Raw genomic sequence first — 24878 nt, 5'->3', positions numbered from 1 at the left:
CACCCAGCCGGCACCAGTACCACTGCTAACTGCGAAGAGCCCCTTTGACGACCGGTCCCGAGGTGGCCGATCCGAAACCGCCACCGCGCACCAGCGCTGTCACCACGACCTCCGGCGACTCGGCGGGCACGACCGCGGAGAACCAGGCGTTGAGCCCCTTGCCCGGTGCCGAGGGATCCTCTGCCGTGCCGGTCTTGGCGGCGGCCGTGACCGGCAGGCTCGCGAGCTGACCAGCAGTGCCGGCCGAGGCCGACGCCCGCATGCCGGCGCGCACCGGTTCGAGTTTGTCGGCGAACGACAACGGCCGAGGTTGCTCGGTGGGAATCGGGACCGCGTCGCCGGGTCCGTAGGCGGCAGCGAGCTTCGGGGTCACCATCTGACCCGACGCGATACCCGCCGTCCACCGCGCGACCTGGATCGGCGTGGCCGTGACGGTGCCCTGGCCGATACCCATGAGCAGGGTCGAACCCGGATACCAGGCACCTCCGATGCTCTCGACGTTGTCCGGGGTACCGAGGAAGCCTGCGGACTCGGCCGGCAGATCGATCCCCGAGGGGGCACCCGCGCCGAGCTCGGAAGCGATCTGCGCGATGCGGTAGGGACCGAGAAGGTCGGCCAGTTGGTAGAAGTAGACGTTGTCGGACCACTGGATCGCCCCGAGCAGGTTGTTCGGGCCCATCGGCTGCCAATTGGCGAAGGTGTGACCGCCGTAGGTGTAGGCCGCGCCGCCCGCCAGGAAGGCATCCGGGGACAGCACGTCGAACGCCGCGTTCGTCGACGCTGTGACGATCTTGAACGTCGACCCCGGTGGCGCTGCCGTCTGCACCGCATGGTTGAGCATGCGGCCCGGACCCGATGCCGCGGTCTGCGCCGCGATCGCGGCGAGGTCGGCCGGGGGTCCGTAGACGTTGTTGTCGTAGCCGGGAACGCTGGCCAGCGCCAGCACCGCGCCGGTGCGGGCGTCCATCACGACCGCGGCGCCGAGGTCGCCTCCGCTGGTGCGCACCGTCTGGGCGAGCGCGTCGGTCGCGGCCCGCTGCATGCCGACATCGAGATGCAACCGCAGGTCGTGGCCGCGGATCGGATCCACCCGCTCCCCTGTGCCCACCGGACGTCCTGACGGATCGACGTACACGCACTGCTTGCCGTCGACGCCGCGCAGCAACGCGTCGTACTGCCGCTCGAGCCCGGCCTTGCCGACCCGAGATCCGAGCGCGAGGGTCGGCCAGAGTTCCATGTCCTGCTCGTCCGCGATCCCGACGTACCCGAGGAGCGACGCCAGCATCTCCCCGTGCGGGTACTGTCTGCGGCCCGTCGGGTAGACGAGCACCCAGGGCAGCCGAGCGTCCACGATCGCCCGGGCCTGTTCGGGCCCGACGCGTCCGAGCACGACCTGGATCTCCCCGCCCGTACTGCTCCGCAGTTCCTCGTCGAGCTTCTCCAGTGGCATGCCGAGCAGCGCGGCGAGTTCGTAGCGCGCCGACGGGGCACCTTCGGCGAACATCCGGGCGACCACGGCGACGGTGTACTCGGCGACGTTGGTCGCGACGGGAACGCCGGTCCGGTCGAGGATCTGGCCGCGCTCGGCGGGCAGGCGGATGCAGCGGAGCATTTGGGTATCGCTCGTCGCGCGGAACTCGGTGCCGTGCTCGGTCTGCATCTGCCACGCGAACACCGACATCGCGGCGAGCGAGGCCGTCAGCGTCAGCGCACCCACCGACACTCCTCGCGGCAGACGCCGCTTCTTGGGCTCGGTCACCCACAGCGGCCGGGTCACCCCGTCGCGGCGCACTGCGAGCACCAAGCCGATCGAGACGAACCCGATGATCGAGGCGGTGCCTCCGTAGCTGAAAATCGGGATCGGCATGCCGGTGTGCGGCAACAGCGACAGGCTCTGGGCCACCGACACCACGGTGTGCAGCCCGAACACACCGCCGATACCCGCTGCGACGAGTGCCGCCTCCCGAGTGCGTGCGACGCGGGCGGCGACCACGGAACGCCACACGATGATCACGACGGCCGCCACGACGGCGATGCCGGCCACCAGGCCCCACCCGTACACGAGACTCGCGAAGGCCAGGTCGTGTTCCGATTCGGGGAGATATTGCGCCCGCAGATCGTAGTCCGGTTCGCGCCCGAGACCCCACCACCCCGCACTGCCGATCGCGATGTCCGCTTGCCACGCCGCCCAACCCGATCCCTGCGGGTCGGCGTCGTTCGACAGGAAGACGTGGATCCGCTCGAGCTGGTACGGACGCAGGAACAACACGGCCATCGGCAGCGACGCGAGCCCGAGCGCGAACAGCGGGAACAGCGACCGCAATGGGACTCTCGCCAGGATCAGCATGAGCAGCACGGTCGCCACGAGCACCACGGCGGTCGAAAGGTCGGGTTGCAGCGCTACCAGGGCGATCGGCACCGCCGACACGATCAGGACACCGACGAACCTGCCGAGCGTGTACCCACCGGCCAGTATTGCGGCGGGAACCATGACCAGCGCGAGCTTGGCGATCTCGGAGGGCTGCAGGGTGAACACGCCGAGATCGAGCCAGCGTTGAGCGCCCTTGGTCGCGATACCCACCAGCGGCACCGCCGCGAGCAGGACCACCGAGGCGGCGAACAGCGCCCACCCGAAACGGCTCAGAGCGGCGATCCGCATGCGCGAGGTCATCCACATCGCACCGAGCCCCACGGCGGCGAGCACGGCGTGACGCACTGCGAGCGACGACATGCCCGTCGAGATCATGTTGAGCATGCCGAGAGCGACCAGTGCGACGGCCGCCGTGACGAGCCAGGGGTCGGATGGGTGCCTATCCGCCGTCACGAGAGCCCCCGGGCACACAGGCGGCATTCTCGGTGGGAACGTACATCGGCTCGGACGCGGCCGCTGCGGGGACGGTGGTGACCGCGGCGACGGCGAGCGCCGATCCGGGCGGCAGGTCGACGCTGCCGATGCCGTAGGTCTCCGGGCCTCCCGGCGGCACCGGCACGGTGACCTCCCCGCCCGGTAGTGTCACGCCTGTGCATCGGTCGTAGACGGTCAGATTCCATGTGACCGCACCGATATTCGCCGCGGGGTCGAGCCCGACGTCGACGCGGACGGTGCACGAGCGTCCCGGCTCGCAGGGACCGTTCGCGAAGCTCGCGGCGACCTGCGTGATCGGTCCGGCGCTTCCGGGAAGGCCGGTGTCGACGGGACCGGGCACGCCCGCCTCCGGTGCCGCTTCAGGCACCGGTGGCGGTGGTGAGACCGGATCGATCCGGTCGTCCATCGACGACTCCACCGGGTCGAGAAGGGTGTGCCAGCCCCGATTCAGTTCCGACCACGCCGCGGGCGCCACCCACGCCAGCCCGACGAGCGCGATGATCGCGAGCAGCGCCATGACCGTGCGACGTCGCGGTAACCGTCGCTTCTTGCGGTGCCACACCTTCGCGGCCGGGGGGCGACTCCGATTCGGGACGAAGGTCCTCTCCGTCGTCGGGCGCGGCACATCCGTCCGTTCCGCCGTACCGTCCACCGGACGAGCATGTCCCTTCACCACCGCGACGAGCGCGGCGATCTGCGATCGTTTCCTTCCTACCTCGGTTTCGTCGAATTCGGTTGCGGCAGCATAACGAACGCGTCTCGCCAGGCCGACGAGATCCGACGACTCGGCGATCGCCGCGTCCACCCTCTCCTCGAGCGCTTCGTTGCGGCAGTTCGTCACGATTCGGCGAAGAAGTCCGGCCGTCGCGTCGCGCACCTCGTCCCAGGAGCCCGCGTTCTTGACGCAGTCGATGGTGAGCTGACCATCCTCGGACACCATCACGGCGTCGCCTCGGAGGCGGATCGGATGGTGGCCCCGGGTGTGCGCGAGTTCGAGTTGATCGACCGTATCGGTAACGAGCAGCGCGGCCTGCGCAGGCGTCAAAGTCGCTACGGCAAGCAGTCTTCCGAGTTCTACGCCGCCCCCTGCGTCGTCGTCCGTCCGTGTGGGCGGGACGGATCGAACCTCGACGGGCTCGTAGTCTCTCGCATGGATTCCCAAGACTGCTTCGATCATCGCGCATCCCGAAAACGCCAGGCCTCCCGCAAGTGTCAGCCAGACCGGAGCGGGCGGGTGAATTGACCTTGAATTGCCTTTCCCACTTGACGACTCGTTACCGAAATCCATTGTGTGTCATTTGCGCAAGAGTTGCCTCGACTTTCGAACGAAACCTTGCGGCACTTCTGCCCCAGAGGCTGTTACCGCCGGGAACACCCACCGATCACTCGCCGTCCGCATACACCGTGTCGGGACGTGCCGAGTGGTGGCGCCGGGCGTCGAACGGTTCGAGCCAGACCTGCACCGTCGCGAACAGGCCGCGCTGCGGGAGCCGGAAGTCGCCGAAGCGGTCCTGGTGAGTCAGTGGACCTTCCGGTCCGAGATCCACTCCACCGACGACGGCACGCTCGGTGTGCGCGACCCACAGTTGCCGCGGGTTGGCCCGGAACCACTGCCCGTTCGGCAGGTGCCCACCGAGCCGCATCCGGCCGGCGCCGAGCACCGGCCCGGCGGCGCGACCCATCGCGGCCAGCACCGTCGGGCTGTGCCAGAGGGCATCGGGCATCAGACTGCCCGCCGCGTTCATGACGGTGGTCGCCGGCGAGGTGGTCATCCGGAGATCCCACTCCAATTCGGTACCGACGGTCACGTGCAGGTCCGTGGGGTCGGTCCACTCGGCGCACACGTCGGTCTGCTCGGTGCGGCTCAGCGCGCGACCGAGATAGCGCGGGCAGCTCAGTTCGGCCGGGACGTCGCTGTACACCGTCCATGCGCCGTCCGGGTCGCGGTGCCACACGGACGTGAAGCCGGCGCCGATGCTGTTGGTCGGGAATCTGCGCAGCGCGAGATAGTGGCCGCTCGCGAACGGCGCGCCGATCACGGCGTAGCCGGCGAAACGCTCTCCGGAAACCCGGGGCAGTTCGCAGGACTGCTGGGCGGCTGCCTGCGGGGTGATGGTCATGTCGTCCTCCTCGATTGCGGGTACTTCGATCCTGTGCCCGCCGCCTCCGCACGTCATGAGGCCGCTGCCTCATCTTTCGGACCGGGCATCGTGCGAGGACACTGAGTCCATGACGTCCACGGGTGACGGTCCGCGACGGGCGGAGCTGGTCGCCGCGCTGTCCCTCGCGATCGATCTGGGTCTCGGTCAGCCGATGGAGCACATGGTGCGCTCGGCGGTGATCGCCACGCGCATCGCCGACCGGATGGAGCTGAGCGCCGACCAGAGGGACGTCGTCTTCTACGCGAACCTGGTGGCCTGGATCGGATGTCACGCGGACTCCCACGAACTGGCACGGATGTTCGGCGACGACATCGCGTTCCGCGCCGACACCTATGCATTGGACATGACGGGACTCCCCTTCTTCCGCATGCTGATGGGCCACAGCGGGCGGGGACTGCCGTACGCTGAGCGCTTCTTCCACGCCACGGCCTTCCTGTTCACCGCGCGCCGGCAGGTGTCCGAACTCATCCGGTCCCACTGTGGGTCCGCGAGTGTTCTCTCCGATCGCGTCGGGCTGGATCCTCGGGTGAGCGCGATGCTGACCTTCACCTTCGAGCGCTGGGACGGTGCGGGGCTACCTTCGGGCGTTCGCGGCGACGAGATTCCGGTCGAGATGCAGATCGTGCAACTGGCCGACGTCGCCGAGGTGTATGTACGTCTCGGCGGGCCCGCGCAGGCGGTCGCTGTCGCTCGTGCGCGAAGCGGAACCCAGTTCGGCCCTCGTGTGGTGCAGGTGTTCGTCGACGACGTCGACGCCATCACGGCGGGTGTGCTCGAACAGGACGCATGGTCGGCGGCGCTGGCCCAGGCGTCCGATCGTGACTACATCCTGAGCAGACCCGAATTGGACGAGATGCTGCGCGCGATGGCGGATTTCGTCGACCTCAAATGTCCTTATCTGCTGGGGCATTCGCGACGTGTGGCGGATCTGGCGGCGGCCGCGGGTCGGCATCGTGGGCTTCCGGTCGCGGAGGTCGAACTCCTCTACCGCGCGGGTCTCGTGCACGGACTGGGACGGATGGGTGTGCCCAATCAGATCTGGGAGAAGGTCGGTCCGCTCACCACCGCGGAATGGGAGCGGGTCCGCTTGTATCCGTATCTGACCGGGCGGATCCTCAGCCGTGTCGGAGGGTTGGAGGCCGTCGTCGCCGTCGCTGTGACGCACCGCGAGCGACTCGACGGCTCCGGATATCCCGGCGGACTCCGGGCCGCCGACCTGAGCGTGACGGCGCGGATCCTCGCCGCGGCGGAGACCTATCAGCGGCTACGAGAACCTCGGCCGCACCGCAAGGCACTGACGGCCGAGGCCGCGGCGGCCAGGATGTGCCGCGACGCGCAGGCCGGACGACTCGACACGGACGCGGTCGAGGCCGTGCTGCTCGCGGCCGGGCACCCGACGAAGCGACGCGCGCCCTGGCCTGCGGGATTGACGGGTCGCGAGGTGGAGATCCTCAGACTCGTCGCTCTGGGTTATTCGAACCGGCAGATCGCCGACGAGCTGGGTATCGCGCACAAGACGACGCGCAATCACGTCGAGCACGTGTACGCGAAGCTCGACGTCCACAACCGCACCCAAGCAGGACTCGCCGCGATCGACCTCGGTCTGAGCTGATCCGTGTGGACTCAGCCTCGCTATCCGAGGTCGAACCCACACATCAGTGTCCGCCTCAGGCGATGCACCAGATGTATGCCGACGTGCTTCAGGACTGGGTACTTCCTCGCCTCCGCACGCGACGGCGCGACGAGCCGGAAGATCTGGTGTTCTCGACCGTCATATACGCCGTCGAGAACACCGGATCGGAACGGCGTCCTCGTCCCCCTACCGCGTGTCGTCGGAGTGACTGACGACGTTGACGACCGTGCCGTCCGGTGCACGGACGAAGAACCGCCGCACTCCCCACGGCTCCGAAGTCAGCGGATACACGATTTCGAACCCTCGACGCTGCGCTTCCTCGTAGGCCGCTTCCACCTCGTCGCCGACGTGGACGGAGATCGCCGAGTCAACGGGAGCCGTCTCGTCGCCACTGACCAACTGGACGGTGGCACGACCGTCGGGAGTGGTGAACCGCGCGACCCATCCGAGGTTCATCTCTTCGACGCTCAGCCCCAGATAGTCCGCGTAGAAGCTCCGCGCCTCCCCGATGTCCGGGACGTTGATGTTCGTGGTGATGCCGGTCGGACGCATGCGGTCACTCCTTCGACGATCCTCGGTGGATTCGACCCGCTCAGCGGGGTTCATTCCACACAAATCGGGTGATGGGTCATCTCGAATTCGAGTGCACCACTACTCGCGCTTCGGAGTCCCGAGAATGAGTACGCAACCCGGACAGTGGCGGCTGTTGGACGAAGCCGAGGCCGCTGCACTCTCTCTGGCCGACGAATCGCACACCCCGCCCCGAGAGGGAAGAACTCACCGTCGCTGTGCGAAAGTTCCTCCGCACCAAGGGTGCGCCGACTACCTCGATGATCCGAACGTCTCGTCCGTCGGCGTCGGATACAAGCATGTGGACGGCAAACCCACCGGCGAGCTCGCCGTGCAGTTCACAGTGAATGAGAAGGTATCGGAGCCCGAAGCTCTCGAAGCATTGGGCACCTCCCCGCTTCCCGAGAGCATCACCGTGAACGGTGTGAAGGTTCTGACCGATGTGATCGAGCGGTCGTACGAACCCGCATTCCATCGCGTCCCGGAAGCAGCGACGCCGCCCCGGAAGACGCGACGACAACCGGATAGGACGACTCGTGCGGTCGCACCTGGGGCCGGCCGGGGACTGTGCCGTGGCGACGGTCAAGGATCGGCAGTTCGATCCGGAGATCTGCGGGCTCGGCACAAAGTCCATCGGTGCGTTCGAGATCGGACCCGCTCCGAAGCACCCGGCAGCCGACGGTGAGATCAGCAGCGGCGGCGACTCCGGAGCCGCGTGGATGTTCCGGTCCGGAACCGGCGCGGCGACGATCACCGTCCTGGCCGGGCTGCATTTCGCCGGCGAAGCGAACGGCAGCTCCGACGAGCACGCGCTGGCGTGCCTGCCGCAATCCGTCTTCGAGAAGCTGGGTGTGACCCTCACCCCGCCGGCCTCGGAAGAGGCGGTCGCGAACGTCGGCTTCGACCCGAACTTCCTGTCGACGCCCGTCCCGCTTCCCGAAGTGAAGCCCGACATCGCGAAGGCGAACGACGGCTCCGAGGTGCTGCACTACACGCACTTCTCGCTGGCGATGCGCAAGTCGCGTCGGTTCGCCGCATGGGTGGCGTGAAACATCGACGGCGGTTCGAGGAAGAAGCTCAGCCGAAAGAACATCGACTTCGTCAAGGATCCACGTCTGGCGGCGGACGTCCAGGTCGGCAACGAACTGTACCGAGCGAACCGACTCGATCGCGGGCACCTCGCACGACGCGCCGACCTGCTGTGGGGCAGCACGAGCGAAGCAACGAAGGCGAACAGAGACTCGTTCATCTACACCAACATCACCCCGCAGATGGACGACTTCAACCAGAGCGCCCGCGACGGCGTCTGGGGCAAGCTCGAGGACGCGGTCTTCGCAGATGTGGAGGTCGACGACCTGAAGGTGTCGGCGTTCGGGGGCCCCGTGTTCGCGGACGACGACCGCGATTTCAGGGGGGTGAAGATCCCCCGCGAGTTCTGGAAGGTGCTCGTGTTCATGGAGAACGGCGAGCTCGAGGAGCAAGGTTTCCTACTGAGACAGAACCTCGGATCAGATCGAGGTGCTCGACCTCGACGAGTTCCGGCTCTTCCAGGTTCCGCTGGCCGAGATCGAACAACGCGCCCGGCTGCGGTTCCCGCAGGCGTTGCGAGATGCGGATCTGCAGGTCGCGACGGAGGCGATCACCGAACCGCTGGATTCGGTGGCAGCCATCCACTGGTGACGTCTCGTGTAGGCGTGAGAACGGTTTCGTCCCTATAACTCTCGCGNCGTGAAGTCTATTCTGCTGCGCAGGGTGCTGCCGATAGTCGGCGGGATAACGGCGCTGCTGCTACTTCCTCGGGTGTCCTCGTTTCTCGGTCCCGAAGTCCCGTCCGTACCCACCTTGGTGCCGACCACCGCCGCGGCACCGGGCCCTTCCACACCGCAGACCACGCGACCTCCCCTCCCGGAGGGTTTTCCCTCCATGTTGTTTCCCCCACCGAAGATCGACGTCGAGCCAGGGCAACCGCAACCGATCGACACCAGATACGGCCTCACCTATGAGATTCCGGCGGACTGGAAGAACGACCACGGCGCCAGCGCCGGGTGGTCCGGTGAGGAAGGCCACGCCGTCTACGGCAGTGTTGGTTCGTTCGGTTACGGGTCCTGTCCCGAGAAAGACGGAGGCTGGCTGGCGATGTCCGGCGCGGCGGGGTCGCGAGATATCGACCTCGAAACCGTAGCTACCGAGAGGATCCGAGACGTCGAGTGGATCTTCGACGACAGCGCCGGCACGCGGCCGACGGTCGAGTACGCCGCACCCGTATGGTTCGAGATCGCTGACCGCCCCGCCATCCGACTTTCCGCCCTCATCAATGATATTCCGCAGGTCAGCGGTTGCGAACCTGACGCCGCCCGGTTCGACATCGTTGCCACCCCGGGCTATGCGACGGCGCAGACCATGGTGTTGATGGTGCAGGTCAACGAAGGCTCGTACGACGCCGATGTCGCCGATGACATCATCGCAACGCTCCGACCGACGTAATCAACTCTTGGAGTCATCGACATCACAACGCTTTGTGGATCCCAAAGTCGACCGGGTGACTCTGCGGTGCACTCGAGACACGAGCAGCGGCACCTGTTACAGTCTCCGCGCTGATCTCGAGGGGGTCGAGATCAACTCGAAGGGGGGCACGTGAAGTCAGTTCTACTGCGCAAGGTACTGCCGATAGTTGGCGGAATCACGGCGCTGTTGCTCCTTCCTCGAGTGTCCTCGCTTCTGGGTCCCGAAGTTCCATCAGCACCGACCTTGGTACCGACCACATCCGCGCCATCGACACAAGCAGGCCCACGAACCTCTCCCCCGCCATTGCCGGAGGGGTTCCCCTCCATGCTGCGTCCGCCGCCTCAAATGACCGCCGCGCCGGGCGGTCCGCAACCGATCAGCACCAGATACGGTCTCACATACGACATTCCTGCGGACTGGACCAATGACTACCGCTCTATCGCTGGGTGGTCGAACAAGGACGACCGGGCGAGCTTCGGGGCAATCGGGCATTTCGGCGAAGGTTACTGCTCGGAGAACGACAGCGCTCAACTGGCGATGTCGGGTGCCGCAGGTTCACGGGACCTCGACCTTCTCGCGGTCGCGTCGAAGGAGATTCGAGCTGTCGAGTGGATCTTCGATGACGACGCGGGCACACTGCCGACGGTCGAGTACGCCGAACCTGTGTGGTTCGAGGTGGCCGGCCGGCCATCCGTCCGACTCTCCGCCCATATCACGGACATCCCACAGATCAGCGAGTGCGACCCCGAATCGGCTCGATTCGACATTGTTGCGACACCGGGATACGCGACTGCGGAAACCATGGTGCTGATGGTCGAGGTGCATCAAGGCATAGATGGCACGTACGACGCTGATGTTGCAGACGAAATCATTGCGACCCTCCGCCCCACGTAACCCGAGCCAGCGAGGAGCAGCGCCACATGCGCGAAGACTTTGATGTCATTCCCGAAGAAGTAGCCGGGGCGGCTGTGCTGTTCGAACAGATTGCAGACGATGCATCGGCCTCCACCGACTACATACGTGCGGAATGCAGTGTTCAGCAGGGGCTAGGGGCTGGGGTGCTCGCACTGCTGAGCGACCCTTTGGCCGCTACCGCCGATTTCATGTCGGCACGGTACGAAGAGTTGACAGCGGTGACGAGAACGACAGGTGTGGAACTGAATCGAGCTGCATGGATGTACGCCGACCAGGACGCCAGAACCTACGACTCTCTCAATGCGAACATACTGTTCGAAGAGCTGATCGACACTCACTACGACTCGTACACGCGGGCACCCGGCCCCGCAGCTCCGTTCATCGACCCGGTAACCTACCGGAAGGGTGAGGAAGTAGACCTTTCGCTGCCCGAAGTAGGAGCCGAGGATATTCGGCAGGTCATCGCGGACGCAGCAGGTTGGCTCGGAGATGTAGACGACGCCATTCACGCTGCAACGGGATGGAGTCCGCTCTTGCAGTTCGTGGAGCCTTTGACGGGAAACTGGAACGAACTGAAGCGTATCGGCGACGCATATCGCATCGCAGCCGAAGGCATGGAAACGTGTGGTTCCAACGTCCGTACCGGCTATGAACAACTCGATCCGCATTGGGACGGTGCGGCCGCTCAGAGCTTCACGGAGCATGCTGAACGCCAAGCAGCAGCTATGGAGTGGGAAGGCCCGGTAGGCCGAGTAGCGAAAGAGATGTGCTTCTTCACCTCCGACAAGGTCAGGCAGGCGGCGATAAGCGGGGTTCAGCGACTCGCCACGATGTTGGAGGAGGAAGTCTCACTCGAGAACACCACCCAGGCATTGAAGTTCGCCGTCAAGAAGATTCCCTGGATCGGCACGTACATCCAGGTGAACGCCATTGTCGAGATCATCAAACAAGCGGCTTCGCAGATCGATGATCTCGTCAATAGCGTGCGGGAGATAGTCGAGGCGCTCGAAGGATTCCTTGCAGCGATGGCATCTCCGTCCGGCTATCTCAACGAGAAGTTCGAAGAGAAGCTTGCACCGATAACCGACGCTTACAACGACACCAAGACCAAGGCCGAACTGGCCATGGACATCACCAGCGTGGCCGATGCAGACGATACATACAATGCCCCCAAGTCCGGCTATGTCGTCGGCGACGATCCCTGGGCGGATGCCGTATGAGAGATGTCCCCTTCCATCTGGAAGCAGCCGTCCGAAGGATCCAGGACGCCGGATACACCATCGACACCCATCGCATCCGTGCCGACCATGTGTCCAACGGTGACTGGGATACGCGGATAGACGTCGACGAAGCACTGATGAGCCGGCTCGCAGGAACCGATACCGCCTCCGACTCGCTTCGAGCCTTCGCGTCCCGCGTCGACGCAGGCACAGCCGAATGGCGCGACATCGAACGGATCCTTCGCACTCTCCCACCGGAGGTGACCGAACTGAAGACATCGAAGCACTACCGCTGGCGTTGGGATCATCAGCCACCTGTCGCAACTCCGGTCGAGGACGAGCCAGGGCCGTACAGAATTCCCTGGCAGCCATGATCGACCATCACGTGCATTCGTTGTAGAGCTATCCCTGCGGACGTGGATCGCGAGCTGGTGCAGCTCCTCCTGATTTGGGTGGTTCCACCCCCGGATGGCGGGGCTGGAACCACCCAAGTCGTTGTCGCGTCGGCATCGACGGCCAGGATCTCGCGCAGCGTCAGATCGTGGTGGCCGCCAACTCAGTGCGTAGGCGATCGAGCTGCTCTGGTGTCACGGCCGTCGCGAATCGCTTTTTCTTGCCGCCACTCGACGGATGGTCGAGATAGACGAACGCTCGGGGACGGCCGTCGTGAACGAACTCGGCGTATCGGCGCTCTCCGTCGAGACCCAGGTGGAACAATTGTGAAACCTCCCGAGCTGCATGCACGCCGATGACAGCAAAGACGCGAGCTTCTGACGCAGCCGACACCACCTGCGGGAGGTACTTTGTCGCACGTGTGTGACGCGCCTCGGCAACACCGATCTCATTCCTGCCCTTACCCTGATTCCACCGAAAGACCGACTGCGANGCCGACAGCATCGACGATATCGACCTGCTGCGCTCGGGCGGCATGACACACCTGTTCGCAGGTGTCTATGCACCCTCGACTGTGGGAACACTGCTACGCGAGTTCAGCTTCGGTCATGCCCGTCAGCTCGAATCCGTGCTCCGCGAACACCTGATCGCACTCACCGCCCGAGTCGAGATCCTGCCCGGTTTGGCCAAGCAGGCGTTCCTCGACATCGACTCGCTGCTGCGCCCGGTCTACGACCGCGCCAAACAAGGCGCGAGCTACGGACACACGAAAATCGCCGGCAAACAGATCCTGCGCAAAGGCCTGTCCCCGCTGGCCACCACCATCAGCACAGCCGACTCCACACCGATCATCACCGGCATGCGACTACGCGCCGGGAAAGCCGGATCCGGTAAAGGTGCAGGTCGGATGGTCACCCAGGCCATCGTCACCGCCCGGGCAGCGGGCGCGGCCGGTGCCATCACGGCCTGCGGTGATTCCGCCTACGGCACCCGTTCGGTCATCTCGGCGTGCCTGCGCGCGAAAGTGTGCTTCTCGCTGGTCCTGGACAAGAACACCGCGGTCCGGTGCGCGATCGACTCCATCGCCGACGAGGCGTGGACCCCGGTGAAGTACCCCGGAGCGGTCCGCGACCCGGACACCGGAGCGTGGATCTGAAGATGCCGAGGTCGCCGAAACCACCTACACCGCTTTTGCTTCCACCACGACTCCGGTTACCGCCCGGTTGATCGTGCGCCGCGTCAAGGACGCCCGCTACCCCGACGCGTTGTTCCCGGTGTGGCGGCATCATCCGTTCTTCACCAACACCACTACCTCGGCCACCGACGCCGATGTCACCCATCGCCGGCACGCGATCATCGAAACCGTCTTCGCCGACCTCATCGACGGACCCCTGGCGCACATGCCATCGGGGCGCTTCGGGGCGAACTCCGCGTGGGTGCTCTGCGCGGCGATCGCCCACAACCTGCTGCGCGCCACCGGCCTTCTTGCAGGTGGTGGGCATGTTCGCGCCCGTGGGGCGACGCTACGGCGCAAGATCGTCGATATCCCGGCCCGATTGTGTCGACCGCAACGAGAACCGATCTCGCGGCTACCCACGCACTGGCCCTGGTCGGACGCATGGCTTCGATTGTGGACCAATACCATCGGCCACAGCCCGCCAGCTATCGCCTGAACACCGACCGACCCGCCGAGACGGCACGACCGGAACCGCACCGTGGAAAAGCTCGGCAAACCAGCGGTCACCGCATGTCCGCAACTGCCCATACATCCACTCGCCCGGCCGGAATGGGCTTCGGCATCACGTCAGTGGATTCAGGCTAAGAATCTCGACGCAGTCATTTGCGGCAACGACGGTCGGGTGTACACGACGTAGTGGAAGGGGTCGTAGCCCAGAAGGCCCGGGATCCTGTCTCCAGGCCGCGTGCGCCCCCACAACTCTCGCGCGCTGACCCGAGGCTTGCCCCGCGTGTAGCGTGAGCAAACCCGGGTTCGGCGCGCGAGGAAGCCCATTGCAATCCCCTATCGTCCACATATCAAATTCGGGTTCGAGTTCGATCATTGCCGGTCGCTCGTCGTCCCTGTCTCCATTCGGATCCGCCCCCATACAGTGGCCAACGCCACGATGCTGCTCGCCCATGCTTGAGCCGAGCAATAGATCGCTCTCACGTCGCAGGACATCTTCGATGAACGATTCGGATTGACAGAAGAACCGCATCGACCGAACGCTCTCACCGCACGACCTTCGGTTCAGAATTCGTAGCGCGAAAGCCTCAGGCTCGAGCGGCGGATATTGTGCCGGGATGAGCTTTGCGGCACTTGACCCCCTCGACGTCGCCGGCCGTGTCGTGCAACTGCTCGAGGCCGGCCGCCGCAATTCGACGTACAAGCTCGCGACCGTCATGGCGCTCGTCGACATCTGCGTCGAGAACACCGCTGCTCCCGACGGGAGTCTCACTGTTCCGATCGACGAGATCACTCATCGGGTCATCGGCTATTACTGGAATCAGGTCCGGTCGTTCCACCGCCACGGACGGCTTACTCAGGTCAGGCGCGGACGTTCGATCCCTGATCGAATCGCAGAAGCCAGAGACGTCCTGATACTCGACGGGCTTCGCACCGCGGAGGTAGCTCGCGAGTCCGCCCATCCGGTCTATCGACGACTCGTTCGCTCCGTACGGCTGACGATCGCGCAACAGCCACTTACGCACCTGCAGAGCGTTCCTCACAGCGCTACCCGCGACGAGTTCATGTACGACGCGGCGGGCTTCCACAAGAAGATGACCATGAGCGACGTCGACCGAATCGCCGTCATCGTGCTGCGACCAGGAGTTCCCGAAGGCTTACGACGGACATCCGTACTGCTCAGGACCTTCGTGCGCTCCGTGTGGGCGCACGACGTCATCGACCTCAATCGCGCCGAACTCGACGCCGAGGACATCGACGGGTTTCTCTTCGGCACCGACCGCACAGCACTGCGTGCTCTCGTCGACCCACTCCGTGACCTGCAGTCAGGTCGTTGCTTCTACTGCGACGGCCGTCTGCAATCCGATGTCCACATCGATCACGTTGTGCCTTGGTCGATGATCCCCATCGACGGTGTTGCCAACCTGGTGGCAACCGACGCACGATGCAACCTCGACAAGTCGGCGAGCATCCCGGTGCAGGACCACGTGACACGAGCCCTGGAACGACAATCCTTGTCCGAGATTTCCAGCCTTACCCGCATCCCGGTCCTGCACAAGCGGACGGCGTCGGCTGCTCACGGCGTGTATGCGGCCTTGCCTGCCGGCTCGTTGCTGTGGAGATCGTCCGGGACGTACCAACCGCACGCGCCCTGAACGACCCGCGGCCGCTCTCACCGATATAGTTCTGTCCTGCGGCCCGACGGACTTCCGCTGCGATGAGCAGCCACGGACATGCCCCCACCCGCACGAGTGGATTCGTGCTGCCTTGGGGACCTGACTGTGACGCTGCTTCGTACTACCGCCCGCCGGATCGTCGACCTCGATCGTCCTGAATCACTCGCGGAGCAGTTGTTGGAGCAAATGCTGTTCCGCACGGGACGACGTGCCGGGGAAGCCGAGCAGAGGTCCTGGACACGGAGCCTGCCTGTTCTCGCTCGCGATCTCGTCGACGCCGGTCTCCACGACGTCGAGATGCTGCTCGAATATCACTTGCCGTTGACGTCCCAGCGAGCCGACGTCGTCCTCGCAGGGACGCATCCACAGACCGGCGCGGCTTCGTACGTGGTCGTCGAACTGAAGCAATGGTCGGCAGCGCGCCGATATGAGGACAACCCCGAACTTGTCGAGGTATCCGGGATGCCTGGAGGACCGAAGCTGCATCCTGCCGCGCAGGTGAAGGGTTACTGCGACTACCTCGCGGACTTCGCCCGTACGGTGTCCGATCAACCGGACGCTCTTGCAGGCATCGCCTATCTGCACAATGCGACCGATCCGGGAGCCGTTGCCGATCTGCGTTCCTACCCGATGAGCGTCACCGGGCGCATGTTCACCGCTGGCGAGCGCGGGGACATGATCGAATTTCTCCGGAGTCGCCTCGCACCCACGCCCGGCTACGCCGCCGCCGACGCTCTGATGAAGTCGGCAATCGCACCGTCGCAGCAACTGCTCAAAGTTGCCGCTGCAGAAGTACGCGACCGGCCACAGTTTCATCTGCTCGGCAATCAACAACTCGCCGTCGACCTCGTGCTTCACGAGGTGGAGCAGTCTCGCGCCGCCGATCGAAAGCGCGTCATCATCGTCACCGGTGGTCCCGGTAGCGGCAAGAGCGTCGTGGCGTTATCGCTACTCGGTGAGCTCGCCCGGCGCGGCCGAACCGTGCTGCATGCGACAGGGTCCCGATCGTTCACACAAACCCTGCGGAAGGTTGCGGGGCACCGCGCGCCGCGCGTGCAGAAGATGTTCAAGTACTTCAACCAGTTCATGACGGCGGATCGCAACGGACTGGACGTCCTCATCCTCGACGAGGCGCACCGCATCCGTGAGACCTCCGTCGACCGGTACACACGAGCCGAACTCCGCACAGACCGACCGCAGGTCGACGAACTCATCGCGGCCGCGCGCGTCCCTGTCTTCCTTCTCGACGAGCACCAGGTGGTACGCCCCGGAGAGATGGGATCCTATGCCCAGATCGAACATTATGCAGCCTCACTCGGGCTCGAGACACAGCACATCCATCTGGGAGAACAGTTCCGCTGCGGAGGTAGCGAAGAGTATCTGCTGTGGGTGAAGCGGCTGCTCGATCTGGCGGACGGAGGGCCGTTCGAGTGGAAGGGCGATCCGCAGTTCACCGTTCGTATTGCGGACAGCCCCGAAGAGATGGAGCACCTTCTCTCCCAGCAGAGGGATCTCGGATATTCGGCGCGGATGACGGCAGGCTACTGCTGGCCGTGGAGCGACGCAGACAAGGACGGGAATCTGGTGCCCGACGTTCGGATCGGTAGTTGGGCACGCCCGTGGAACAGCAAGAGCGACCGGCGGGTCGGCGACGCTCCCCCAGCTGCGTTGTGGGCTACCGAGGACGGCGGGTTCGGGCAGGTCGGTTGCGTCTACACGGCCCAGGGTTTCGAATACGACTGGAACGGAGTCATCCTCGGACCCGATCTGGTCTGGCGTAACGGACGGTTCACGACGATTCGCGAGGCGAACCGCGATCCCGATTTCAAGAACCGCACACGAATTTCCGACGTGCGCTTCGACAGGTTGGTCCGCAATGTCTACAAGGTGCTGCTTACCCGCGGAATGATCGGCACCGTCATCTACTCGACCGATGCCGAAACGCGAGATGCGCTCCGTCAACTGATCTCCGACTGACCCTCACGACGACTACCGAACACCGAGCACGGCCCGACGGGCTTCCGCAGCAGGACATGCCCCCACCCGATGCGAACCTGAGAAGGCGCATGGGCAATGACCAGCTGGATCGTAAAGATCAACGAGAAGACACCACAGCACTGGGATTACGCACGAGACGACGGCTTCTGGGATGTGCGTAGCCCGTCGTACTTCAAGAAGATTGTGCCCGGTGACGACATCTACTTCTGGATCACGGGTCAGGGCAATGGGTTTGTTGCACGTGCACGAGCGACTTCCGGTCTATACGAAATCACCCCGAGCTCGCAACCCGCGCACTGGAGCGACGTTCAAACCGGCGGCTACACAAACCGATTCGAGTTCGAAACAATCAGTGAGGACGTAGTTTCATCGCCCACCTGGGCACAGCTACAGAAGCTACTCGGCAAAAATCTCGCGGCACAGGCCGGAGCCAACCAGGTGTCCGACCCGTCTGCCGAAAGTCGCCTACGCTCACTGTTCGGCACCGAAGCCGATCTCGCTTTCGCCCACTTCCCCGTCGTCGACGTCGAGTTACCCAAGAGCCTCCCGACGTACGAGAAGGGCGATGACGTCCGTAAACGCGCTCAACGAGCCATTGCTGTGCGATACGGTCAGCCCAAGTTCCGTCGCGCACTGCTGGCAGCGTATGAACGTCGTTGCGCAGTCACCGGATGCGACGTCGAGGCGGTCCTGGAAGCAGCCCATATCGACCGCTACTTCGGAGAGCACAGCAACCATGTGACCAATGGTCTGCTCCTCCGCGCCGACCTCCACACCTTGTTCGACCTGCAACTGTGGACAGTGCGCAGCGACCTCACAGTCGCAGTGGCTCCCCAGCTCGAGAGCAGCGAGTATGCAGCCTTCGCGGGCAAGCGGATTCGAGTACCGAAAAGCTCCGCTCATCACCCTGATGCTGCGGCGCTCGCTCGGCATCGAGACGCGTGCGACTGGGTCCGATCGGCTTCATAACTCTGGCAGAAGAGGATTATGGCGATCGCCGCAGAGATGTCGCGGCCCGCGTGATCATATAAACCGTTGCGCTGAAGCGACTTCGAAGGATCTGCTTGCGCGCACAACCGAAGGAGTGCCAAAATCTCAAGATCGTCACCGATCCGCGTGGCGTCACAAGTGAAGAAGGCCCGCCAGGAGCGGCAACTCCCGACGGGCCGGATGTCCGACTGATCAGGAGTCGAACGTGGGCCAGAATACCCTGGCTGGCGGCGTGCGTCGTGGACCGCGCCTGGCCAGCAACTTCACCATCCTCAGCAACGCCGTCATCAACGACGAGCGCCTCTCCTTCCGCGCACGCGGTGTGCTCATCTGGTTGCTGTCCAAACCGGACGACTGGCGTACCCGGTCCGACTCGATCGCAGGCCAGTCGCCGAAGGAAGGGCGCGACGCCATCCGCTCCGCTCTCCGCGAGCTTGCCGAACTCGGATATCTGATCCGCGAGAAGATTCAGAACGAGCGTGGCCAGTGGATCACCATTCAGACGATCTACGAGGAGCCGCACGTCCAGCCGGGCCCTGAAAATCCGACCCGCGGCAACGCGGACATCGGAGAGCCAGGCGGTCTTTTAAGTACTGATTCACCAAGGACGGAAACCAACCGCACGTCCCAGGTCTCGAACGCATCGCACAGTCCCGAGGTCGCCCGGTTGGCGGCGGCATGTAAAGAATCCGGACTGACAGCAACATTCGCGTACCTCAGGCCGGATGCCGCAGCCGCGATCGAAGCGTTGATCGCGACGCACGGCGTTCCGACGCTGGTAGCGACCGCGAAGGCTGCGCATCGCCCCAGCGATCCGATGCGATACGCGCACGCGTGGCTACCGATGTGGCAGGGACTGTCCGTTCCACGGATCCGACCGGCGAAGTGCGGAGCGTGCGACGAGTACGGGTGGCTACCGGACGACGCGCACGGCAGGGCGGTGAGGTGTCCCTGCCGAACTGCTCAGGCAGCGTGAAGAGCCGAAACTGCGGCTACTCGCACAGGTTCATTTCGTCGAGATTCCCTGCCTCACTGATGCAATCGCTGTAATCCTGCAGGTCGGTTCCGATCTGGTCGAGATCGCTCCCGAGCTGGTCGACGGCGGTGAAGAATATGACGATGCCAACAATTCCGAAGATCACGGCAAGGGCACTGAGGATGGTGCCCGAGATCGCGGTCTTCTTGTTCGTCGCCTTGTTCTTACGGCAACGGCTGATACCCGCCAGACCCAGAGCGAGCCCGATGATGCCGAGAATGAAGCCGATGAACCCGGTGATCGGCATCAGGCAGAACAGGAGACCAACGATCCCCAGAATCAGCGAGGCCAGACCCATCCCATTCCTCTCCGGATTGACGGGAGCCGGTGCTCCGAATCCCGGCCCCGTCATGGGACGAGTCTGCTCTGTCCACTGATTTCCGTCCCACCACCGCTCGACGCCCGGGCTATTGCCGTCCGCGTACCATCCCGCTTGCGTGCTCATCACTTGTCCATTCTCGACTGGGATTTGTTGGACTAATCGGCATGCAAGCGAGCACTGTTACCGGTTCCGCCCAGCGGCGGGTCGCAGTAAGAGTGCACCGCCGGTGCCTGCTGTAGTGGAGCTCATCAAGGGACCGACCGAGTTGGCGCACCGCACCGCGTTGCCACTGCCCCAGAGTTCACGGTATAGGCCGGGCCGGCAAGAGATCGATTCTGTGGAGACCAGCGTGCTCACCGACGACGTCGAGGGCCCCATATACTGCTACTCGGCGGACGGTCGTAGAAGGTCACCCGCATCGCCTGGAAGCGACGGCACGTGTTCGTCGAGCCAACCCATATCCAAGACCACGCCAAGTGGGATCCCCTGCCCGACGGTGCATCGTTCGAGATCGCGCGCGACATTCGCGATATCCTGCTGGGTGCAATACCCTCCGGAGTGACGTTGACGCGGCGAGCCGTAGCGGCGTTTGACGGTCAGCGGGTGCACCGCTCCGACCAAGTCACCGACGGCGCCTTGGTCATCATGCGCGACGATCGGAACGACCGGCGCTGGTGGACGTGGGCCGGCTCGAAGGCCAGCCGCACCTCGCGGCGTGGACCCTGGGCTTGGTTCCGCCGCGACAACGGATCGGGCCTGGATGGCTGCGCTTGCACGTCGACCTGACGGTCGCTGATATCCGTGACGGACTGCCCGCGCTACGCACCCGAGTTCGAAGCTGCTCTCTGCGATGGATGCCGGCGCACTGCGGGTTTGAATTTCTCGGCAGCGTTGCCAGAGCACCGGGACTGCTGCACGGATCGATGACATCTGAACTGCGGTGTCGTCAGGCACTGCTGGAAGGATCGACCCCGTGCCCGAGCCCTACACGAAAGAGTTCCGCGACGACGTCGTGCGCGTGGCCCGCCACCGCGAACCAGGCCAGCACTTGCGGCAGTTCGCCGCGGACTTCGGCATCAGCGCATCCTGCTCGACCAACTGGATGCGAAAGGCTGACGTCGAAGACCGCATCACACCCGGCACCACCGCCGGTGAGAGCGCTGAACTGCGCGAAGGGAAGTACCCCCGCCGAGCACCGCACCGACGAGGGCAAGCTCCGCCTGTGTGATCAAGGACGTCTGCTCGAACCAGATCGTCGGCTACTCGATTGGTGACCGGATGAAGTCTCGACTCGCTGTGGCCGCCCTCGAATCCGCAGTGGCTCGGCGCGGTTCGGTCGCCGGGTACGTGGTGCATCCCGATGGCGGATCGCAATTTCGCAGCCGGCATTCGTTCGCGTTCTGGGGCTGTCACGGCTTGGTCAGGACGATGTGCCCGGGTCGGGGCGGCCGGCGACAACGCCGCGATGGAATCGTTCTTTGCGCTGCTCCAGCGCAACGTCCTCGACCGGCAGCGTTGGGTCACTTGCGAGCAGTTGCGCGTCGCGATCGTCACTGGGGCACCACCCGCTTGCGGTAAGAGGATCGCGCGGACTTATCACCGTTGGAAACGTCAGCTCCCACTGGGCAGATTGACGCCTGTCGAGTTCGAGACATCATGACTACACCAACCGCACAGGCTGCGTGATCGAAACTGTCACCGAGTCGTGCACCAGGTCCAATCGTCCTGGTCTACGCGGGACTGCTGCTGTCAGCTCTCAGCCTGCGCTGAGAAAGCGGACGTAACTAATTTCCAGGAGTTCTCGGTCAGGCTGCTCACTACGAGACGGCGGAACCACCATCAGCTTCTGTCCATGCCGCTCCTTCAAGCCATGCTCGAGCATCGGGCCGTCGATCTCGTCCAAAAGGGCCCTCCGGATCTCCACGACCAAGTCCGGCGTAATGCCAAGGATGTTCACGTCGTACGCAGCGTGGTGGATCTTGCACAGAGCGAGCCCGTTAGTCACGGACGCAATACCTGCCTCGTGTGAGTCAGGCACAATATGCGCAGCATCCAACAGCTCACTATGACCGAGAGCGCAGACCGCACATCGCGTTTCGTACGCACGCATCACAGTTGCACGAAAAACCGGCTGATGGAGCCGACGCTTTGTCTCTGCTACGACATATCGCCGAAGCTGCTCTTCCGCTCGGGAATCGGGACGATGAAGATCGCGAGCGACTTCGGTGGCGATGACGAACTGGTGTTCGTCAGGTTCTTCCCCGATGATGAACACCGGATAGATGGGCTGGAACAAGCTCGGACCGACGCCGTAGAACCAGATCAGTGGCACGCCCTCGTTCATGGCCGCTCGTAAACCACGATTGTCCATGTTGTTCGGGTCGGTCGTCGACCACTTGTAGCGCAAGAGTCCGTCCGAGCCGACCTGATCCTCGTACGGACGCTTCGCACCGGGCGCGCGATACGTCGTACTGATGGACAGAGCTGACGAAAGCTCCTTCGGCTTCCGGATCCCGCGCGTCGGGTCCATGAGCCGGAACATCTCCCCATCGATCGTGAAGTCGAGGAGGTCCTGTCGACTGATCGGATCGAGACCGTCATTCGTGCGGATGGTCAACCATGCCATTGCCTCGCGGCGGAGACGAGCATCGAAATCGTCGCCGCTCCACGAACCGTCACTCACAAATCCTCCTGATTACCCCATCAGAGACCACGCGCCGGCGATACTTCGGCGCATCAGTCGAATGATCCCTATTGAACCATTAGCAACTAGAACGCCTTCCTCGTGGACTCACCCAGCGATTGCATGGAAGTGTCGTCTACTTTCCATGGGTCCCAGCCGGCGGACGGACCCTCATCACCGAGCCGGAATGCCTTCACTACGGCGCTGGCAGCGGCGTCAGGACCCGGATACGTCGCGCCCAGCAGCGCACAAACCTGAGCTCAAAGGCGACGAGAGGCCGGCTTCGCTCGGCCCGCGGTGGGTCACCGACCGGGTTAGGGTCGCTCCCGTGAGCACGCAAGTCGATACAGACGAGACAACTCCGCGCGAAGGCAATACGGGTCGGCGCCACCTCTCCGTCTTCGGCCTCGACTTTCTCGGTCTCGTCGTCGCCCTGTTCTTTTTCGCGTGGAGCCTGAGTCCCTCCCTCATCCCCCGCGAGTGGTATTTCCAGGGGCTCATCAGTGGCGTGACGGGAATCGTCGGCTACGGCATCGGTGTGCTCGTCGCCTTCCCCGCGCGGCGGTGGATCGCCCCGCGTCTCACGTGGTGGCGACGCCGACACACTGTCCGGCGCATCGCCGAGGTGCTGGTCGCTCTGGTCGCGGTGGGAACACTTCTGGGGAGTCTGCTCGCCGCAGCGGGATGGCAGAACGAAATCCGTGTCCTTATGGGCATCGAGACCACAACGGGTTTCGCGTATCTCCGCACCGGCCTGGTGAGCGTCGCGCTCTTCGCTGCCCTCCTCTACATCGCACGCGGATTGCGGTGGGTCGGACGATGCTTCGCGGAGTTCCTCGCGACTCGCCTGCGTGTTCCGGTCGTCGCGGCCGGCGTTCTCGCACCGGTGATCCTCGTGCTCGCGGTGGTGGTGTTCGTCGATCAGGTTCTGCTCGCGAGCAGTTCTATGGCGGCACGCATCGTGTTCGCCGACGACAACAACAGCACCGACCCCGGCGTGGAGCAGCCGCAAATTCCCGAGCGGTCGGGCAGCCCGGCATCGACGTCGTCGTGGGAGAGTCTCGGGCGTCAGGGACGCACGTTCGTCGCCGGTGGGATGGACGCCGAGCAGTTGACCGAACTGAACGACGCTCCCGCTCTCGAACCCGTACGGGTGTACGCGGGACTCGAAGCCGACGGCACCACCGATGAGCAGGTGCAGCTGATCCTCGACGAACTCGACCGCACGAAGGCGTGGGAGCGCGAGATCCTCGTCGTCGCCGGCACCACCGGGACCGGGTGGGTGAACCCGTTCGCCGCCGACTCGATCGAAGCGATCTACAACGGCAACTCGGCGATCGCCGCGATCCAGTACTCCTTCCTGCCGAGCTGGATCTCCTTCCTCGTCGACGGCTCCGCCGCCAAGGCCGCCGGCAACACACTGATCAACGGTGTCCACGAACGCTGGTCGCAACTGCCGGAGGACCAGCGACCCAAGCTCGTCGTCTACGGCGAGAGCCTCGGCTCGCAATCCGCCGAAGCCGCCTTCGACGACCTCACTGACATGCGCAGCCAGATCGACGGCGCGCTGTTCGTCGGACCGCCGAACTCGAACCAACTGTGGCGCAGCATCGTCGACCATCGTGATCCCGGCAGCCCCGAGGTCCTGCCCGTCTACGAAGACGGCGTCGCGGTGCGGTTCGCCTCGGACCTGCAGACGCTCGAGGACCAGCAAGGACCGTGGAACGACCCGCGGGTCCTGTATCTGCAGCACGCGTCCGATCCGGTGGTGTGGTGGGGACCGGGACTGCTCTTCGAGCGACCCGACTGGCTCGCCGAACCTCCGGGCGCGGATCGCTCACCGTCGATGCGGTGGTACCCCATCGTCACCTTCGCTCAGGTCGCGGCCGACATCATGGTCGGCACGTCGCCACCCGTCGGTCACGGCCACAACTACGAGGACCTCATCCCCTACGGCTGGGCCGCCGTGATGTCCCCAGAGGGGTGGACGCTCATCGACACGCAGCGGATCGCCGAGGCCGTCGAACAGTTGAACACCGCAGACGAGTAGTCGAACACGGCACGCTGCCCGAGGCTCTGCTAGCTTCTCCCCTACGGCTTCGCATTCCGTCTCTTCGCCATGCCTTCCTGCGCCCTGGTACCGACGAAAGCGACCGTCAATGACCACGACCCTCGATACACGGCTCTTCGCACTTGGTAGGGGCGGGTGTCGATCGACCCCGTTG

The 24878-nt window shown here is 64.5% G+C and carries 18 protein-coding genes and 3 pseudogenes; 15 read left to right on the top strand and 6 right to left on the bottom strand.

The annotated features are described in order from the left end of the window. Nucleotides 1-25: 25 nt before the first annotated feature. The 3 genes from QR64_RS07510 to QR64_RS07500 form a co-directional block, all read right to left on the bottom strand. On the bottom strand, nt 26-2824 hold the full coding sequence (locus QR64_RS07510) for an FtsW/RodA/SpoVE family cell cycle protein (protein WP_039584776.1): 2799 nt from the start codon (nt 2822-2824) through the stop codon (nt 26-28). Beyond that, on the bottom strand, nt 2811-3911 hold the full coding sequence (locus QR64_RS07505) for a hypothetical protein (RefSeq protein WP_039584767.1): 1101 nt from the start codon (nt 3909-3911) through the stop codon (nt 2811-2813). Before QR64_RS07505 ends, QR64_RS07510 begins: the two co-directional genes overlap by 14 nt. A gap of 337 nt (nt 3912-4248) precedes the next feature. After that, nucleotides 4249-4986 (bottom strand): hypothetical protein, encoded by a 738-nt coding sequence (locus QR64_RS07500; protein ID WP_039584774.1) that lies wholly within the window; start codon nt 4984-4986, stop codon nt 4249-4251. 109 nt (nt 4987-5095) lie between these two features. Here QR64_RS07500 and QR64_RS07495 point away from each other — a divergent pair, with 109 nt between their 5' ends. Beyond that, complete coding sequence (locus QR64_RS07495; RefSeq protein ID WP_039584766.1) at nt 5096-6640, top strand: HD domain-containing phosphohydrolase; 1545 nt, start codon at nt 5096-5098, stop codon at nt 6638-6640. A gap of 207 nt (nt 6641-6847) precedes the next feature. Here QR64_RS07495 and QR64_RS07490 read toward each other — a convergent pair whose 3' ends face one another. Next, nucleotides 6848-7213: a VOC family protein gene (locus tag QR64_RS07490; protein WP_039584773.1), complete on the bottom strand. Its 366-nt coding sequence runs from the start codon at nt 7211-7213 to the stop codon at nt 6848-6850. A gap of 590 nt (nt 7214-7803) precedes the next feature. On the opposite strand from QR64_RS07490, the gene QR64_RS27655 reads away from it, so the two are divergent. The 11 genes and pseudogenes from QR64_RS27655 (at nt 7804) to QR64_RS07440 (ending at nt 19588) form a co-directional block, all read left to right on the top strand. Further along, nucleotides 7804-8280, top strand: a complete 477-nt coding sequence (locus QR64_RS27655; RefSeq protein WP_235367048.1) for a hypothetical protein — start codon at nt 7804-7806, stop codon at nt 8278-8280. 3 nt (nt 8281-8283) lie between these two features. Then, a pseudogene (locus QR64_RS27650) lies at nt 8284-8676 on the top strand (DNA/RNA non-specific endonuclease); the annotation flags it as partial. A gap of 73 nt (nt 8677-8749) precedes the next feature. Continuing rightward, a complete protein-coding gene (locus QR64_RS27645; RefSeq protein ID WP_235367047.1) occupies nt 8750-8911 on the top strand; it encodes a hypothetical protein in 162 nt (53 codons plus the stop codon). Nucleotides 8912-10081: 1170 nt separating this feature from the next. Continuing rightward, complete coding sequence (locus QR64_RS26810) at nt 10082-10630, top strand: hypothetical protein (protein WP_052227237.1); 549 nt, start codon at nt 10082-10084, stop codon at nt 10628-10630. Between the two features lie 26 nt (nt 10631-10656). Continuing rightward, complete coding sequence (locus QR64_RS07470) at nt 10657-11871, top strand: hypothetical protein (protein WP_235367046.1); 1215 nt, start codon at nt 10657-10659, stop codon at nt 11869-11871. Then, the gene (locus tag QR64_RS07465) at nt 11868-12245 is read left to right on the top strand and encodes a hypothetical protein (RefSeq protein ID WP_039584764.1); all 378 of its coding nucleotides are present in this window, start codon (nt 11868-11870) and stop codon (nt 12243-12245) included. The genes QR64_RS07470 and QR64_RS07465 overlap by 4 nt, the downstream gene beginning before the upstream one ends. 512 nt (nt 12246-12757) lie before the next feature. Then, nucleotides 12758-13937: pseudogene (locus QR64_RS07460) on the top strand (IS1380 family transposase); the annotation flags it as partial. 628 nt (nt 13938-14565) lie between these two features. After that, a complete protein-coding gene (locus QR64_RS07455) occupies nt 14566-15603 on the top strand; it encodes an HNH endonuclease domain-containing protein (protein WP_033098699.1) in 1038 nt (345 codons plus the stop codon). Between the two features lie 126 nt (nt 15604-15729). Beyond that, the gene (locus QR64_RS07450) at nt 15730-17601 is read left to right on the top strand and encodes a DUF2075 domain-containing protein (protein ID WP_039584763.1); all 1872 of its coding nucleotides are present in this window, start codon (nt 15730-15732) and stop codon (nt 17599-17601) included. 96 nt (nt 17602-17697) lie between these two features. Beyond that, nucleotides 17698-18591: an HNH endonuclease signature motif containing protein gene (locus QR64_RS25705; protein WP_084222305.1), complete on the top strand. Its 894-nt coding sequence runs from the start codon at nt 17698-17700 to the stop codon at nt 18589-18591. Nucleotides 18592-18817: 226 nt separating this feature from the next. Further along, nucleotides 18818-19588 carry a replication protein gene (locus QR64_RS07440; protein WP_084222304.1) on the top strand — a complete coding sequence of 257 codons (771 nt, stop codon included), beginning with the start codon at nt 18818-18820 and terminating at the stop codon, nt 19586-19588. Nucleotides 19589-19604: 16 nt separating this feature from the next. On the opposite strand, the gene QR64_RS07435 is transcribed toward QR64_RS07440, so the two are convergent. After that, entirely contained in the window at nt 19605-20093 is a 489-nt protein-coding gene (locus QR64_RS07435) for a DUF2510 domain-containing protein (protein ID WP_039584757.1), read from the bottom strand. A 315-nt stretch (nt 20094-20408) separates the two neighbouring features. On the opposite strand from QR64_RS07435, the gene QR64_RS07430 reads away from it, so the two are divergent. After that, the gene (locus QR64_RS07430; protein WP_039584756.1) at nt 20409-20756 is read left to right on the top strand and encodes a hypothetical protein; all 348 of its coding nucleotides are present in this window, start codon (nt 20409-20411) and stop codon (nt 20754-20756) included. Between the two features lie 404 nt (nt 20757-21160). After that, a pseudogene (locus QR64_RS25700) lies at nt 21161-21630 on the top strand (transposase); the annotation flags it as partial. A gap of 96 nt (nt 21631-21726) precedes the next feature. Here QR64_RS25700 and QR64_RS07420 read toward each other — a convergent pair. Then, the gene (locus tag QR64_RS07420; protein ID WP_039584755.1) at nt 21727-22653 is read right to left on the bottom strand and encodes an HNH endonuclease; all 927 of its coding nucleotides are present in this window, start codon (nt 22651-22653) and stop codon (nt 21727-21729) included. Between the two features lie 328 nt (nt 22654-22981). Here QR64_RS07420 and QR64_RS07415 point away from each other — a divergent pair, with 328 nt between their 5' ends. After that, nucleotides 22982-24703: an alpha/beta hydrolase gene (locus QR64_RS07415; protein ID WP_039584753.1), complete on the top strand. Its 1722-nt coding sequence runs from the start codon at nt 22982-22984 to the stop codon at nt 24701-24703. The last annotated feature ends 175 nt before the right edge of the window (nt 24704-24878 follow it).

The sequence above is a fragment of the Rhodococcus sp. Chr-9 genome (assembly GCF_000801125.1).
Lineage (GTDB): Bacteria > Actinomycetota > Actinomycetes > Mycobacteriales > Mycobacteriaceae > Rhodococcus > Rhodococcus pyridinivorans.
The sequence above is the reverse complement of the archived record's forward strand: the minus strand, read 5'-3'. Positions and strand labels throughout refer to the sequence as shown.

Excerpts from the sequence above, each read along its gene's own strand:
- QR64_RS07500 (WP_039584774.1), bottom strand. The coding sequence starts at position 4,986 with ATGACCATCACCCCGCAGGCAGCCGCCCAGCAGTCCTGCGAACTGCCC.
- QR64_RS07495 (WP_039584766.1), top strand. The coding sequence starts at position 5,096 with ATGACGTCCACGGGTGACGGTCCGCGACGGGCGGAGCTGGTCGCCGCG.
- QR64_RS07490 (WP_039584773.1), bottom strand. The coding sequence starts at position 7,213 with ATGCGTCCGACCGGCATCACCACGAACATCAACGTCCCGGACATCGGG.
- QR64_RS26810 (WP_052227237.1), top strand. The coding sequence starts at position 10,082 with ATGACCGCCGCGCCGGGCGGTCCGCAACCGATCAGCACCAGATACGGT.
- QR64_RS07470 (WP_235367046.1), top strand. The coding sequence starts at position 10,657 with ATGCGCGAAGACTTTGATGTCATTCCCGAAGAAGTAGCCGGGGCGGCT.
- QR64_RS07465 (WP_039584764.1), top strand. The coding sequence starts at position 11,868 with ATGAGAGATGTCCCCTTCCATCTGGAAGCAGCCGTCCGAAGGATCCAG.
- QR64_RS07455 (WP_033098699.1), top strand. The coding sequence starts at position 14,566 with ATGAGCTTTGCGGCACTTGACCCCCTCGACGTCGCCGGCCGTGTCGTG.
- QR64_RS25705 (WP_084222305.1), top strand. The coding sequence starts at position 17,698 with ATGACCAGCTGGATCGTAAAGATCAACGAGAAGACACCACAGCACTGG.
- QR64_RS07435 (WP_039584757.1), bottom strand. The coding sequence starts at position 20,093 with ATGAGCACGCAAGCGGGATGGTACGCGGACGGCAATAGCCCGGGCGTC.